The 14,100-nt window shown below is 72.2% G+C and carries 14 protein-coding genes; 7 read left to right on the top strand and 7 right to left on the bottom strand.

The window, feature by feature from the left end:
- Position 1: 1 nt before the first annotated feature.
- On the top strand, positions 2-799 hold the full coding sequence (locus DEJ46_RS14220) for an ABC transporter permease (protein ID WP_150274424.1): 798 nt from the start codon (positions 2-4) through the stop codon (positions 797-799).
- Between the two features lie 12 nt (positions 800-811).
- On the opposite strand, the gene DEJ46_RS14215 is transcribed toward DEJ46_RS14220, so the two are convergent.
- The 4 genes from DEJ46_RS14215 to DEJ46_RS14200 form a co-directional block, all read right to left on the bottom strand.
- On the bottom strand, positions 812-3,130 hold the full coding sequence (locus DEJ46_RS14215; RefSeq protein WP_150266609.1) for a protein kinase domain-containing protein: 2,319 nt from the start codon (positions 3,128-3,130) through the stop codon (positions 812-814).
- Between the two features lie 21 nt (positions 3,131-3,151).
- The gene (locus tag DEJ46_RS14210; RefSeq protein ID WP_150266607.1) at positions 3,152-5,572 is read right to left on the bottom strand and encodes a protein kinase domain-containing protein; all 2,421 of its coding nucleotides are present in this window, start codon (positions 5,570-5,572) and stop codon (positions 3,152-3,154) included.
- A gap of 109 nt (positions 5,573-5,681) precedes the next feature.
- Positions 5,682-6,179, bottom strand: a complete 498-nt coding sequence (greA, locus tag DEJ46_RS14205; RefSeq protein ID WP_150266605.1) for a transcription elongation factor GreA — start codon at positions 6,177-6,179, stop codon at positions 5,682-5,684.
- 189 nt (positions 6,180-6,368) lie between these two features.
- Positions 6,369-6,770 carry a DUF4307 domain-containing protein gene (locus DEJ46_RS14200; RefSeq protein ID WP_150266603.1) on the bottom strand — a complete coding sequence of 134 codons (402 nt, stop codon included), beginning with the start codon at positions 6,768-6,770 and terminating at the stop codon, positions 6,369-6,371.
- A gap of 97 nt (positions 6,771-6,867) precedes the next feature.
- Here DEJ46_RS14200 and mca point away from each other — a divergent pair, with 97 nt between their 5' ends.
- The 5 genes from mca (at position 6,868) to DEJ46_RS14175 (ending at position 10,924) form a co-directional block, all read left to right on the top strand.
- Positions 6,868-7,749: a mycothiol conjugate amidase Mca gene (gene mca, locus DEJ46_RS14195; RefSeq protein ID WP_150266601.1), complete on the top strand. Its 882-nt coding sequence runs from the start codon at positions 6,868-6,870 to the stop codon at positions 7,747-7,749.
- Entirely contained in the window at positions 7,742-7,987 is a 246-nt protein-coding gene (locus DEJ46_RS14190) for a hypothetical protein (protein WP_411757751.1), read from the top strand. The genes mca and DEJ46_RS14190 overlap by 8 nt, the downstream gene beginning before the upstream one ends.
- Positions 7,988-8,216: 229 nt before the next feature.
- The gene (locus DEJ46_RS14185; RefSeq protein ID WP_150266597.1) at positions 8,217-8,513 is read left to right on the top strand and encodes a hypothetical protein; all 297 of its coding nucleotides are present in this window, start codon (positions 8,217-8,219) and stop codon (positions 8,511-8,513) included.
- 71 nt (positions 8,514-8,584) lie between these two features.
- Positions 8,585-8,845, top strand: coding sequence for a hypothetical protein (locus tag DEJ46_RS14180; RefSeq protein WP_150266595.1), 261 nt, complete (start codon positions 8,585-8,587; stop codon positions 8,843-8,845).
- Between the two features lie 57 nt (positions 8,846-8,902).
- Complete coding sequence (locus DEJ46_RS14175; protein ID WP_150266593.1) at positions 8,903-10,924, top strand: thioredoxin domain-containing protein; 2,022 nt, start codon at positions 8,903-8,905, stop codon at positions 10,922-10,924.
- A gap of 77 nt (positions 10,925-11,001) precedes the next feature.
- On the opposite strand, the gene DEJ46_RS14170 is transcribed toward DEJ46_RS14175, so the two are convergent.
- The 3 genes from DEJ46_RS14170 to DEJ46_RS14160 all read right to left on the bottom strand — a co-directional run bounded on the left by DEJ46_RS14170 (position 11,002) and on the right by DEJ46_RS14160 (position 13,355).
- The gene (locus tag DEJ46_RS14170; protein ID WP_024757810.1) at positions 11,002-11,409 is read right to left on the bottom strand and encodes a rodlin; all 408 of its coding nucleotides are present in this window, start codon (positions 11,407-11,409) and stop codon (positions 11,002-11,004) included.
- 98 nt (positions 11,410-11,507) lie between these two features.
- Positions 11,508-12,548, bottom strand: coding sequence for an LCP family protein (locus DEJ46_RS14165; RefSeq protein ID WP_150266591.1), 1,041 nt, complete (start codon positions 12,546-12,548; stop codon positions 11,508-11,510).
- A gap of 396 nt (positions 12,549-12,944) precedes the next feature.
- The gene (locus tag DEJ46_RS14160) at positions 12,945-13,355 is read right to left on the bottom strand and encodes a rodlin (RefSeq protein ID WP_150266589.1); all 411 of its coding nucleotides are present in this window, start codon (positions 13,353-13,355) and stop codon (positions 12,945-12,947) included.
- Between the two features lie 218 nt (positions 13,356-13,573).
- Here DEJ46_RS14160 and DEJ46_RS14155 point away from each other — a divergent pair, with 218 nt between their 5' ends.
- On the top strand, positions 13,574-13,984 hold the full coding sequence (locus tag DEJ46_RS14155) for a rodlin (protein ID WP_150266587.1): 411 nt from the start codon (positions 13,574-13,576) through the stop codon (positions 13,982-13,984).
- The last annotated feature ends 116 nt before the right edge of the window (positions 13,985-14,100 follow it).

Raw genomic sequence — 14,100 nt, 5'->3', positions numbered from 1 at the left:
GATGAACGACTCCCTGGTCATCGCCAAGCGGAACCTCATCCGCATGACCCGGATCCCCGAGATGATCCTCTTCGGGCTGATCCAGCCGGTGATGTTCGTGATCCTCTTCACGTACGTCTTCGGCGGCTCGATGAGCATCGGCGGCAGCACCGACCCGGACGTCTACAAGAACTTCCTGATGGCCGGCATCTTCGCCCAGACCGTCACCTTCGCCACGGCCGGCGCGGGCGCCGGCATCGCGGACGACATGCACAAGGGCCTCATCGACCGCTTCCGCTCGCTGCCGATGGCGCGCGGCGCGGTCCTCACCGGCCGCACCCTCGCCGACCTCGTCCAGACGGCGCTGACGCTCCTGGTCCTCGCGATCGTCGCGCTGATCATCGGCTGGCGCCCGGGCTACGCGGAGCCGACCAACTTCGGCAGGGTCATGGCCGGCTTCGGCCTGCTGCTCCTCCTCGGCTACGCCTTCACCTGGATCGGCGCCCTCATCGGCCTCTCGGTCCGCACCCCGGAGGCGGCGACGTCCGGCGGCCTGATCTGGCTCTTCCCGGTCACGTTCATCTCGAACGCGTTCGTGGACTCCAGCCAGATGCCGTCCTGGCTCCAGCCGATCGCCGAGTGGAACCCCTTCAGCGCCACCGTCCAGGCCTGCCGCACGCTCTTCGGCGACCCGGGCGTCTCCCCGTCCGACGCCTGGCCGATGCAGCACCCGGTGTGGGCGTCGCTGATCTACTCGGTCCTGATCGTCGCGATCTTCCGCACGCTCTCGGTCCGCAAGTACCGCCGGGCGGACGGCTGAGAGCCCGGTCCGTCAGGGCAGATAGCCGGAGAGGACGAGGCCGTCGGGGAAGGCCAGGAAGGCCGCCCCGCCGGCCAGCAGGACGTCTCCGAGGGCCTGGGGGTCGAAGTCGTCGGGCAGGTTCGGCCGGAACTCCTTGACGTCGTCCGACGAGGCCGGCCCGTCCTGCGGAAAGGAGACGACCATGTCCTTCGCCATGGTGAGGACGCGGTCACCCGCGAAGTACACACGCGCCGGGGTGGACTGCGGAACGGGCGACATGGCGTCCCACCGCTCCCTGCCGCTCGCCAGGTCGTACGTGACCAGCCGCTCACCGCTGACCACCGCGACCAGGCCGTCCGCGTTCACGGCGGGCCCGGCCGTCACCCCCTCACCGAAGGACCGCACGGCCCGCAGGGTCGTCCCGTCGAGCACGGTCACGCCGCTCCGGGTGTCCAGGCAGAGCAGACTTCCGCTCTTCTCGGGCACCGTGAACCGCTGACAGCCCTCCGGCCCGCGCGCCGTCTCCTTCCCGGTCGCCGCGTCCAGCGCCACCGGCACGATCCCGAGCGGCACGTACACCCGCCCGTTCGCCGCCACCGGCTGCTCGGGCAGCGCGCCCAGCGGGCTCCGCCACAGCTCGTGGCCCACCTGCTTCCCCTCGCCTCCGAGCCGCACCGCCGTCACCAGCCCGGCCTCCTTCTCCTCCGACAGGTTGATGTACGTCGTGTAGAGCACGCCGTCCGTGAAATCGCTCCCCTTCACGGCCCAGTCGGCCCCGGGCCCGGCGACCGTCCCCTGCTTCCTGCCGTTCTGAAGGCCGTACGCGACCACTCCCTCGGCCCCGGCCAGATACACCCGGTCCCCGACGATCGCCGGGTACTGGGCGGTCGCCCGCAGCCCGTCCCCGTTCGTGCGGGCCGGGAGCTTCCACAGCTCATGCCCGTTCGCCGCGTTCAGCCCCACCAGCGCGCCGCCCGCGCCCGTGCAGACGAGCACCTTCGGGGAGAGGGTGCAGGCGCCGTCGGTCGCCTCGGTCCGGGCGGTCCAGGGCGACCAGCCCGCCGGGCGGTGCGAGCGGCTCGTCGCCGCCTTGCCGAAGTCGTTGGTGTGCCCCGTGCCGCCGTACGGCAGGACGACCTGGCTCAGGGTCTGCGGCGCAGGGTTCCCGGAGGCGCTCGGGCCCGTGGTGCTCGCGCTCGGCCCCGCGACCCCTCCCGTCCCTCCGGGCCCGTCCGTCTGCCGCGTCAGCACGACGCCCACCGCCGCGAGGACCGCCACCGCCACCACGCCCGCGACCACCGCGCCGCGCCTGCGGCGCTTCCGCTCCACCGGCGCCGGAGCCGCCGGGGTCACCGGCCGGTCCGTCACGGCCGTGGGGGAGTACGGCACGACGGGGCCGAGCGTCGGCAGGTCCGCGACGCCCGCCCCCGAGGCCGCCGCCTCCCCGATGTTCCTCGCGGCCTCCCCGTACTCGGCGAGCAGCGACAACACCCCGCCGGGCCAGGGGAACACCTCGGGCACACCCCCGCCCCCGAGCAGGGCAACCAACTCCTCCGCCGACGGCCGCTCCGCCGGATCGAGCAGCAGACAGCGCTCCACGACCGGCCGCAACTCCTCCGGAACCGCGGACAGTTCGGCGTCCGCACGACTGATCCGGTAGATCACGGCCGCCATCTCGTAGTCGTGGAACGGCCCTTGGCCGCTCGCGGCGAAAGCGAGCACGGCACCGAGGCAGAAGACGTCCGACGCGGGCACGACGGCCCGGCTCCCCACGAGGTGCTCCGGCGACATGAATCCGGGGGAGCCCACGACGAGCCCGGTCGAGGTCAGCGCGGTCGCCTCGAAGGCCTGGGCGATGCCGAAGTCGATCAGCTTCGGACCGGCCGCGCCGAGGAGGACGTTCGCGGGCTTGAGGTCCCGGTGCAGCACCTTCAGCCGGTGGACGTCCGCGAGGGCCGTGGCGAGCGCGGTCCCGAGGGCCCGCACGGCCGCGACGGGCAGCGCCCCGGACCGTACGACGGCCTCGGCGAGCGAGGGCCCGGGCACGTACTCGGTGGCGAGCCACGGCGAGGGCGCGTCGGCGTCGGCGTCCACCAGCCGCGCGACCCCCGGCCCGTCCACGGTCCGCGCCGCGGTGATCTCCCGCCGGAACCGGGTCCGGAAGTCCCCGTCGACCTCCAGGTCCTCCCGTACGGTCTTCACGGCGACCATCCGGTACGGATCGGCCGTCGGCTCGTCGGCCCGGCAGGCGAGATGCACCTCGCCCATGCCGCCCGCGCCGATCCGGGCGAGCAGCCGGTAGGGGCCGACGAGCTGCGGGGGCGCGCCGGACGGGAGTGCCTTCAACACCGAACAGGTCCTCTCAGAGCGTTACTCGGGCAGCTCGACGGAGGCCACGGCCCCCTTGTCGTAGACGATGTACGCGATCCCGCCCACCGGCAGGACCTCCGGTGCCCGGACCTGCTTCGACACGATGTCGCCGTAGCCCGGGACCGGGTTCTCCTCCGGGACGCGCGGCCCCGGCGCCCCCGGCACCGGCGTGACCTTCAGTCCGGCGGGCTTCCCGCCCGCCCCGAGGCGCACGGTGTAGAGCGAGGAGAAGTCGGCGTACACGACCTGGTCGCCGGCGAGCAGCGGCGAGGACACGGCCTGGCCGAGACCGGCGGGCGCGGCCTTCACAGGGTGGGAGACCAGGGTCCTGCCGGTGCGCGGGTCGAGGACGGCCACCTCCTTGCCGGAGGTGACGACGGCGTTCGGGCCGACGACGGAGGGAGCGACCGAGGCGAGCGGCGCGGGCATCGAGGCCCTGGCGGCGAGCGTGCGGGCGTCCAGCGCGTGGAGCTGCACCTTCGCGTTCCGCGTGCGGTCGTAGCTCGCGCAGTACCCGGACCCGGCGAGGACCTTGATGTCGAGGCACTCCCTGGCGGCCGGGTCGGCCTCGCCGAGCAGCGTGCCCGTCTTCCCGTCGTACGCGACGAGGCCGCCCTGACTCAGGGCGTAGACGATCCCCTTCGCGTAGGCCACCGGCTCGTAGCCGCGCCGTTCGGCGTTGGAGATGTCCGCGTTGGTGAGCCCCTTGGTCCACAGCTCCTTGCCGTCGGTGAGCGAGTAGGCGGTGAAGGCCACCTGATCCTCGTCGATGTCGTCCATCACCTCCGTCGCGGCGAAGACGATCCCGTCGCCCACCAGCGGCCGCGTGTCCCACATGTACTGCGGGCCGAGGGCCAGCTTCTCCCAGCGCACCGCGCCCGTCCGGGCGTCCCGCACCTGGAGCTTCCGTCCGGTGACGAGCACCACGTTCCCGTGGTGGACGGTGGGCCGGGTGCTGTCCCGGGCCACGAAGAACACGGCGCGCTCGCTCATGTACGACTCCAGGGGGGTCTCCGAGTCGACCTTCGCCCCCCACAGCCGCTTCCCGCTCGCCGGGTCGAGCGCCTCGTACCGCCCGTCCGTCGTCCGGCACACCAGCACCTTCTCCCCGGCGGAGCAGCCGTGCGCGGGCGCGCTCAGCTTCGCCTGCCAGGGTTTCCAGCCCGCCGGCCGCTGGGCCGCGTTCTGCGGGACCACGCCCGAGGCGTCGGCCAGACCCCGGTCGTCCACACCGGCGATGCGCGGCGCGGCGGGCGGCGCGGCCTGCGGAGGGGACTGCGGCTTCTTCGTCTCGCCCTCAGGCCACAGCAGGTAGGTGCCGAGGCCGCCGGCCACGACGGCGAGGGTCAGGGCGGCGGCGAGCACCCGCCGCCGCCGTCGGCGCGGAGGCGTGTCGGGCCGCGTGTCGGGCCGCGCGTCGGGCCGCGAGACGGGCCCCAGCGTCGGTACGGAGTGCAGCCCGGGCACGGCAGGCGTGACGCCGGGGCCCGTCGCGGGCGCGGCCTCCAGGAGCGGTCCGCCCGAGGCGACGAGCTGGGCGAGCTCCGTCCCGTACTCGCCGATGTGCTCCCGTACGCCCTCCGGCCACGGGAAGCGCCGCCCGGCGTCCGCTTCGAGCAGCTCCGCGAGCCGCTCCGGCGTGGGCCGGTTCGCGGGATCGAGGGCGAGGCAGGCGGCGACGACCTCGCGCAGCTCCTCCGGCACCCGGCTCAGGTCGGCCTCGGCCTGCGAGACCCGGTACAGGACGGCGGCGAGCGGCCCGTCGCCGAAGGGGTCCTCGCCGGTCGCCGCGTAACAGAGCAGCGAGCCGAGGCAGAAGACGTCGGACGCGGCCGTGACCCGCCGGGCGCCCGCCACGTGCTCGGGGGACATGAAGGCGGGCGTGCCGACCATCACCCCCGTGGCGGTCATGGTGGTGGCGGTGCTGCTGCGGGCGATGCCGAAGTCGATGAGCCGGGGGCCGTCGACGGAGAGCATGACGTTGCCGGGCTTGAGGTCCCGGTGCAGGACCCCGGCCGCGTGCAGGTCGGCGAGGGCGCGGGCGACCCCGGCGCCGAGGGCGCGCACGGTGGCGACGGGCAGCGCGCCGCCGCGCCGCACGGCCTGGGAGAGGCTGGGTCCCGGGACGTACGCGGTGGCGAGCCAGGGCACCTCGGTGTCGGCGTCGCCGCCGACGGGCGCGGCGGCGTACGGGCTGGAGACGAGCGCCGCGACCCGGATCTCGCGCCGGAAGCGGTCCCGGAAGGCGGGGTCGCCGGCGACATCGCGCCGGACGGTCTTCACGGCGACGAAGACGCCGTCGGACCCACCGCGGGCGAGGAAGACCTCGCCCATGCCGCCGGCGCCGAGCCGGGCCAGCACCTCGTACGGTCCGATCTGCCGTGGCGTTCCCTCACGCAGCGGTCCCAGCACTTCGCCCATCCCCCTTGTGACGCGACGTCAGGCCGCATCATTGCATGTGCATGCAAGGCAAAGGGCCGGTCCCCCGAGGGGACCGGCCCTTCATGCCCAGGACGGGAAAGAGGCAGGCTCAGCCGGTGTACGGCTTGGCGCTGAGGATCTTCACCGTGGCCTTCTTGCCGTTCGGCAGCTCGTACTCGGCGTCGTCACCGGCCTTCTTGCCGTTGACACCGACGCCGAGCGGCGACTGCGGCGAGTAGGTCTCGATGTCGTCGCTCGCGTACTCGCGGGAGGCGAGCAGGAAGGTCATCGTGTCGTCCTCGTCGCCGTCGAAGGCGATCGTGACGACCATGCCGGGCTCGACGACGCCGTCGTCCGCCGGGGCCTCGCCGACCTTGGCGTGCTGGAGCAGCTGGGTGAGCTGGCGGACCCGGAGCTCCTGCTTGCCCTGCTCCTCCTTGGCCGCGTGGTACCCGCCGTTCTCGCGCAGGTCCCCCTCTTCGCGCGCGGCGGCGATCTTGGCCGCGATCTCGGTACGCGCGGGACCAGACAGGTACTCAAGCTCACCCTTGAGCTTGTTGTACGCCTCCTGGGTGAGCCAGGTGACGTTGTCGCTGGTCTGGGTCACAGGTGCTCCTCGTAGGTACTGGGAATACAAAGCATCGCCCTACACGGGCAGCAGGCGCTTCCCGGGCGGGCGAAACCACGAGCCTAACAATGAGTGGCGAAAAGCGGGAGGACATAAACCATCAAGATGGCGTCACCCCAGGTCACGCACGTGACCCGCCGGGACTCGTCACCCGGTCCCTACCCACCGCTACCGCGCCGTACACCCCACGAGCTCGGCACTCGTCGCGAGCGCGGTCGTACGGAGCGTGAAGACCTCGTCGACACGGGCGGCGGGGTCGTCGATCCGCACATCCTTGCGGGCGACCTCGGCACCGTCCTCGGAGCGCGACCGCAGCGTGCAGACGCCCTTGACGCCCTCGTCCTTGCGGACCTCCAGGTGCAGCTGCACCTCGGTGGGGCTCACCACGTCGAACTTGATCATCTCGGCGCTGATCTTGCTGTCGACGACGTAGTGCCAGCCGAACCAGCCCATCATGCCGAGGAAGAGGACGCCGAGCACGGCGCCGGTCACCTTGAGCTTGCGGTCCGCCCGCTCGTCCGCGGAGCGCCCGTAGCGCCCTTCGGGCAGCTGCTCTCGCACCGCGCTCATGGTGGATCCTCTCGAAGCCGGGGTGGCGGAATTTTCCCTCCCCCGATTCCGTCACTATAGAAGCCTGCCTCCGCGTCGAATCACTGAGGATCGAGTCTTGACTGACCAGCTGCGACTGATGGCCGTTCACGCCCACCCCGACGACGAGTCGAGCAAGGGTGCGGCCACGATGGCCAAGTACGTGTCCGAGGGGGTGGACGTCATCGTGGTGACGTGCACGGGCGGCGAGCGCGGCTCGGTCCTCAACCCCCAGCTCCAGGGTGACCCCTACATCGAGGCGAACATCCACGAGGTCCGCCGCAAGGAGATGGACGAGGCCCGCGAGATCCTCGGCGTCTCCCAGGAGTGGCTGGGATTCGTCGACTCGGGTCTCCCCGAGGGCGACCCGCTGCCCCCGCTCCCCGAGGGCTGCTTCGCCCTTGAGGACGTCGACACGGCGGCCGGCGCGCTGGTCCGCAAGATCCGCGCGTTCCGCCCGCAGGTCATCACGACCTACGACGAGAACGGCGGCTACCCGCACCCCGACCACATCATGACCCACAAGATCACGATGGTGGCCTTCGACGGCGCGACCGACGCCGTGAAGTACCCGGAGGACGAGTTCGGCCCGGTCTGGCAGCCGCTGAAGCTCTACTACAACCAGGGCTTCAACCGTCCCCGTACGGTCGCGCTGCACGAGGCACTGATCGCCCGGGGCCTGGAGTCCCCGTACGGCGAGTGGCTGGAGCGCTGGACCGAGTTCGAGCGCAAGGAGCGGACGCTGACCACGTTCGTGCCCTGCGCCGACTTCTTCGAGACCCGCGACAAGGCCCTGATCGCCCACCGCACCCAGATCGACCCTGACGGCGGCTGGTTCCGGGTCCCGATGGAGATCCAGAAGGAGGTCTGGCCGACGGAGGAGTACGAGCTCAGCAAGGCGCTGGTGCCGACTTCCCTCCCCGAGGAAGATCTCTTCGCGGGCATCCGCGACAATGCCTGACATGAGCGCACACCTGGCACTGACCCAGCTTGTCCCCTTCGCCGCCGAAGAGCTGGACAAGAACAAGGTGACCCCCGGCGTCCTCGGCTTCGTCGTCTTCGCGGTCATGGCCCTCGCGGTCTGGATGCTGATGAAGTCGATGAACCGCCACATGGGCAAGGTCTCCTTCGAAGAGGCCCCGGACCCGGCCGCCACCGCGGACACCCCGGCCGCGCCGGCCGGCGCCTCGGGCAAGTAGCGACGACCGCCCCTGTCCCGTACCCCAGGGGTACGGGACAGGGGCGGTCCGACCGCCCGCCCGACACCCGTGGCCTGCCTGGTCGCGGCGGCGGCCGTCTGGGGCGCCCAGCTCACCGGCCGGTTCTGGGGGCCGCTGGTGCTCAAGCCGTTCCTGCTGCACGTGTGCACGGCCACGCTCCTCGACCGACCTGTTCGACCACCCGGGAAGCGGGCTCGCCCCGCAGGGCGTGGCCGTCGCGGCGGCGGTGCTCGGCCGCTCCGCCTTCCGCTCGATCCGTACGGTCGACCTCGCCCGGCTCGCCCGCGCATCGGCGCGCGCAGCCGAGGCCCGGACCTTCGCCCGGACCGGCACGCTCCACCACGCGCTCGACCTCTACCGCCCGGAGCCCCGCGGCCTCACCACCGCCCTGACGCGTCCGGACGGACGCCTGCGCGGCCACCTCGCCCAGGGAGCGGTCCGGGCGCTCCGCACGCGGGGTCGGGGTGGGTCGGCGAGACCTGGCGCGGCCTGCGCGACGAACTGACCCTGGCCCCGCTGCTCGGCGAGTGGTGGGGCGGGCTCCCCGCCCGCACCCTGGCCTGGCCGGTCGTCGCGGTGGCGGCCACGGTGGGCCTCGCGACCGGCGTCACGGCCCTGACCCGCCGGCCGCTCCAGGACGGCGGCCCGGCCGACGTGCTGCTGCTCGTCACCGGCTCGATGGTGCTCCTGCTCGGCGCCAGGTTCCTGCGCGAGATGCCGACGGCCCCCGGCGCGGCCCTGACCGCCCTCGCCCTCGCCGCCTGCTGCCTCTGGGCAGGCCTGCGCCGAACGGGATGGTCCCTCCGCCCCCTCCTCACCCGCCTCGCCCGCATCTGAGGCCGACGAGGGAGGGGTTCCCGCACTAGCCCGGGGCGGCAGGGCAGGATGGGCCCCATGCCGAACCGACTGGCCCATGAGACCTCCCCGTACCTCCTGCAGCACGCCGACAACCCGGTCGACTGGTGGCCCTGGTCGGCCGAGGCCTTCGAGGAGGCCCGCCGCCGCGACGTCCCCGTGCTCCTGAGCGTCGGCTACAGCTCCTGCCACTGGTGCCACGTGATGGCCCACGAGTCCTTCGAGGACGACGCCACCGCGGCCCTGGTCAACGACCACTTCGTCGCCGTCAAGGTCGACCGCGAGGAGCGCCCCGACGTCGACGCCGTCTACATGGAGGCCGTGCAGGCCGCCACCGGCCAGGGCGGCTGGCCCATGACGGTCTTCCTCACCCCGGACGCCGCCCCCTTCTACTTCGGCACGTACTTCCCGCCGGAGCCCCGCCACGGCATGCCCTCCTTCCCCGACGTCCTGGAAGGCGTCCGCGACGCCTGGGCCGACCGGCGCGACGAGGTCGGCGAGGTCGCCGACCGCATCGTCAAGGACCTCGCGGGCCGCTCCCTCGCCTACGGCGGTGACGGCGTCCCCGGCCAGGAGGAACTCGCGCAGGCCCTCCTCGGCCTCGTCCGCGAGTACGACGCCACCCGCGGCGGCTTCGGCGGCGCCCCCAAGTTCCCGCCGTCGATGGCCCTGGAGTTCCTGCTCCGCCACCACGCCCGTACGGGCTCCGAGGGCGCCCTCCAGATGGCCGCCGACACCTGCGAGGCCATGGCCCGCGGCGGCATCTACGACCAGCTCGGCGGCGGCTTCGCCCGCTACGCCGTCGACCGGGCGTGGGTTGTGCCCCATTTTGAGAAAATGCTCTACGACAATGCGCTTCTGTGCCGGGTGTACGCCCACCTCTGGCGGGCCACCGGCAGCGACCTGGCCCGCCGGGTCGCGCTGGAGACCGCCGACTTCATGGTCCGCGAGCTCCGCACCCCCGAGGGCGGCTTCGCCTCCGCCCTCGACGCGGACTCCGACGACGGGACCGGCAAGCACGTGGAGGGCGCCTACTACGCCTGGACGCCGGAGCAGCTGACCGCCGTCCTCGGCGCGGAGGACGCCGCCGTCGCCGCCGCCCACTACGGCGTCACCGAGGACGGCACCTTCGAGCACGGCAGCTCCGTCCTCCAGCTCCCGCAGGACTCCGGAGTCGCCGACGCCGACCGGATCGCCTCGATCGCGGCCCGCCTCCTCGCCGCCCGCGAGGAGCGCGAGCGCCCCGGCCGCGACGACAAGGTCGTCGCCGCCTGGAACGGCCTCGCCATCGCCGCCCTCGCCGAGACCGGGGCGCTCCTCGGCCGCCCCGACCTGATCGAGCGCGCCACCGAGGCCGCCGACCTGCTCGTCCGCGTCCACATGGACGAGGCCGCCCGGCTCACCCGCACCTCGAAGGACGGCCGGGCCGGCACCAACGACGGGGTCCTGGAGGACTACGCCGACGTCGCCGAGGGCTTCCTCGCCCTCGCCGCCGTCACCGGCGAGGGCGCCTGGCTCGACTTCGCCGGCTTCCTCCTGGACCTCGTCATCGACCGCTTCACCGGCGAGGGCGGTGCGCTGTACGACACCGCCCACGACGCGGAGACCCTCATCCGCCGCCCGCAGGACCCCACGGACAACGCCGCCCCCTCAGGGTGGACCGCCGCCGCCGGAGCGCTCCTCTCGTACGCCGCCCACACCGGCTCCGAGGCCCACCGGGCCGCCGCCGAGGGAGCCCTCGGTGTCGTCAAGGCCCTCGGCCCGCGTGCGCCCCGCTTCATCGGCTGGGGCCTGGCCGTCGCCGAGGCCCTCCTCGACGGGCCCCGCGAGATCGCCGTCGTGGGCGCCCCCGGCGACGAGGCCTTCCAGGAGCTGCGCCGTACCGCGCTCCTGGCCAACGCCCCCGGCGCGGTGCTCGCGACCGGCGCCCCGGACAGCGAGGAGTTCCCGCTCCTGAAGGACCGGCCGCTGGTGGCCGGCGGGCCCGCCGCGTACGTCTGCCGTCACTTCGTGTGCGAGGCCCCCGTCACCGACCCGGCCGAGCTCGCCGGGAAGCTGTGAGCCCGGAGCCGTAACGGGGACGGCCCCGCCACCCCTCCGAGGAGGGGAGGCGGGGCCGCCGCACCGAGCGCGGTCGCTCAGCTGTTGCCGGCGCCGTTGCCCGAGAGGACCGGGATGTCGCTGAGGATGTGCGACAGCGGCTCGTCACCCTTGGCCTGGGTGGAGTTCTCGGTGCACTGCTGGTTCTGCGGGGAGGACAGGACGTTGACGTCCTGGACCGCGATCGGGATGAGACCGATCAGCGAACCGGCGTTGACCTTGGCCGGCAGGCCGACACACGGCTTGTTCAGGGAGCCCTGGACGAGCGCGAACTGCGGGCTCATGTTGCCGTACGTGGCGGAGTTGCCGAACTCCTGGTGGGCACCGTTGCCGCTGAGCGAGGTGGTGCCACCGTCGTCGGCGATCGCGAGCGCCTGTCCGGCGCCCGCCGCCGTCGCGCCGAGGACCGACGCGGCCACAGCAGCCGTAGCCAAGAGCTTCTTCATGAGATTAAGGCCTTTCGGGTTCTGGCTCGCGCTGAGTGCCGAGCCGTGCTGATCAACTGGTCAGAAGTCCGGAGGTTCCGGTATGTCCACCGGACGGACTACGGGCAGATGAGCGAGGACCCCTCGGCGGGCCGGTACGTGCCCACCGGGATCGTGCTGGGCGCGACCTCCTCCGCGGCCGGCAGCGGCAGGTCCTCGCGCAGCCGCCCGAAGACCTTCGCGGCGCCTTCCGCGTCCCAGGCGAGCGTGGACCCGACACCCGCGATGTTCGGGTTGAAGCCCCGTACGGGCACGGTCGCGAACGCCATGCGGTCCGGGGGCAGTTCCCGCAGCCGGCCGGCGAGCTCCAGCAGCTCCTCCGGCGAGATCGCCTGCTCGGCCGCGGCGGTCCCGCGCAGCGTCGCGGCGAGGGCCATCAGCTGCTCCGGGTCGTCGAGCATCCCCTCGCGGAGCCGCTCCAGGGTGTTGACGACGAACTTCTGCTGCTTCTGGATCCGGCCGAAGTCCATCTGCCCGTCCGCCTTCCGCGAGCGGACGTACTGGAGCGCCTCACCGCCCCCGACGCGCTTGGTCCCGGGCTGGAGGTCGAGGCCGGTGGAGGGGTCCTTGAGCGGCTCCGCCGTACAGATGGCGACCCCGCCGTCGACGCGGTCGACGGTGTCCATGAAGCGACGGAAGTCGATCTCCAGGTACCGGTGGACGGGGAGCCCGGTCATCGACTCGACGGTCTCCACCGTGAAGGAGGAACCGCCCTCCGCCCAGGCGCTGTTGATCTTCGCCTGATGCGCGGCGTGCACCTTCCCGGTCCGCCGGTCGCGGTGGTCGGCGGGGAAGGAGGTGAGCGAGTCGCGCGGCAGACCCACCACGTCGATCCGGTCGTTGGCCGCCGACACGTGCACCAGCATCATCACGTCCGTGCAGTCGCACGCCTGCCCGCCGAGCCGGAAGCGCTCCTTCTCCTCCTCGGTGACGCCCTTGCGGGTGTCGATGCCGACCACCAGGAGGTTCAACCCCTGCTCCGGCGCGGGCAGATCGGTGGGGGCCGCGGCGAGGGCGCCGGGGACGAGGGCGGCCAGGGCGACGAGAGCCGCGGGGGCGAGCAGCAGCCTCCGTGACCCCTTCAGGCGCGGGAAATTCATGCCCGCACGCTATTTCGACCCCGCTCGTACAGAGGTGCCCGACGCGACATGGGCAAAGCGAATCACTCTCCTGCGGCGCCTGTGTAATGATGCGTGAATCGCAGCGGAGGGAGCGAAGATGGCGCCGGGTCCCGGTAAATGGGAACGGATGGCCTTCATTCCGAAGAGCCGATATGTGAGTGACCGACCGATCGTCGACCGTACGCCATTCCCGGTCTATTCCGCACTGGTGACGCAGTGGGTGCAGGCGGGGCGCACGGTACCGGGAATGCCGGACCGGGAGTGGGAACGCATCATGGCCACCCCGGTCTGGCCGCGCCCCTGACGGGGACGCGAGCAGCGGGAAACGAAGAGGGGCCGCCCTGGCTGGGCGGCCCCTCATGCGTGAGCGGTACGTCAGTTGTTGCCGACGCCGTTGCCCGAGAGGATCGGGATGTCGTCCAGGATGTGCGACAGGGCCTCGTCACCCTTGGCCTGGGTGGAGTTCTCGGTGCACTGCTGGTTCTGCGGGGACGACAGGACGTTGATGTCCTGGACGGCGATCGGGATGGCGCCGATGAGCGAACCGGCGTTGACCTTGGCCGGCAGGCCGATGCAGGGCTTGTTCAGGGAGCCCTGGACGAGCGCGAACTGCGGGCTCATGTTGCCGTACGTGGCGGAGTTTCCGTACTCCTGGTGCGCACCGTTGCCCGACAGCGACGTGGTGCCGCCGTCGTTGGCGATGGCGAGGGCGGGGGAGGCCACGGCGGCGGTGGCGCCGACGATGGAGACGGCTGCGGCCGCAGTGGCCATAACCTTCTTGATCACGGGAGTTCCCTTCTAGAACCGGCTCCGTGCAGGGAGCCCCCTGATCAACTGGCCCCGGACCTCGGGGTTCCGCTGTGTCACCCCCTTGGCGGAGCGCACTCGGCAGCGCGAAACGGGGCTCCAGTCGAACGGGTGAAGGGCCGGAACCAAAGCCCCCGGCCGCAGTTGATCCCGTCGCATCAATCAGGTCGATTGGTGGGAACAGGAACGGAATCACCGTGATCAAGAAGATTATGGCGGCTGCGGCTGTGACGGCCTCTGTTGTCGGCGCTTCCGCCGCGGCGGCCTCCCCGGCGCTCGCCATCGCCAACGACGGGGGCACCACCTCGCTCAGCGGCAACGGCGCCCACCAGTCCTTCGGCAACTCGAAGACCGCCGGTCACATGAGCCCGCAGTTCTCGGCAGTCCAGGGCTCGCTGAACAAGCTGTGCCTCGGCGTCCCGGTCAAGGGCAACGTGGGCGCGCTCGCCGGCCTCATCCCGGTCGCGGTCCAGGACATCAACGTCCTGTCCTCCCCGCAGAACCAGCAGTGCGCGGAGAACTCCACCCAGGCCAAGGGTGACGAGCCGCTGTCGCACATCCTGGAGGACATCCCGGTCCTCTCCGGGAACGGCGCCTACAACGGCTGACCGCACCGCGCACAGAACAGGGCCGGAGAGAACGTCCACGTTCCCTCCGGCCCTGTTCTGTGCGCGCAATGGAGTGAAAGAACGAAAGCCGCCGATATTGCGGTTTCCTTTCCGTG

Origin of the sequence: Streptomyces venezuelae (assembly GCF_008642375.1) — a bacterium.
In the GTDB taxonomy this organism is placed as follows: domain Bacteria; phylum Actinomycetota; class Actinomycetes; order Streptomycetales; family Streptomycetaceae; genus Streptomyces; species Streptomyces venezuelae_G.
Note: the sequence above shows the minus strand (reverse complement) of the source record. Positions and strands in the feature narration are given on the sequence as shown.

Excerpts from the sequence above, each read along its gene's own strand:
- DEJ46_RS14175 (WP_150266593.1), top strand. The coding sequence starts at position 8,903 with ATGCCGAACCGACTGGCCCATGAGACCTCCCCGTACCTCCTGCAGCAC.
- DEJ46_RS14220 (WP_150274424.1), top strand. The coding sequence starts at position 2 with ATGAACGACTCCCTGGTCATCGCCAAGCGGAACCTCATCCGCATGACC.
- DEJ46_RS14210 (WP_150266607.1), bottom strand. The coding sequence starts at position 5,572 with ATGGGCGAAGTGCTGGGACCGCTGCGTGAGGGAACGCCACGGCAGATC.
- DEJ46_RS14165 (WP_150266591.1), bottom strand. The coding sequence starts at position 12,548 with ATGAATTTCCCGCGCCTGAAGGGGTCACGGAGGCTGCTGCTCGCCCCC.
- DEJ46_RS14170 (WP_024757810.1), bottom strand. The coding sequence starts at position 11,409 with ATGAAGAAGCTCTTGGCTACGGCTGCTGTGGCCGCGTCGGTCCTCGGC.
- DEJ46_RS14190 (WP_411757751.1), top strand. The coding sequence starts at position 7,742 with ATGCCTGACATGAGCGCACACCTGGCACTGACCCAGCTTGTCCCCTTC.
- DEJ46_RS14200 (WP_150266603.1), bottom strand. The coding sequence starts at position 6,770 with ATGAGCGCGGTGCGAGAGCAGCTGCCCGAAGGGCGCTACGGGCGCTCC.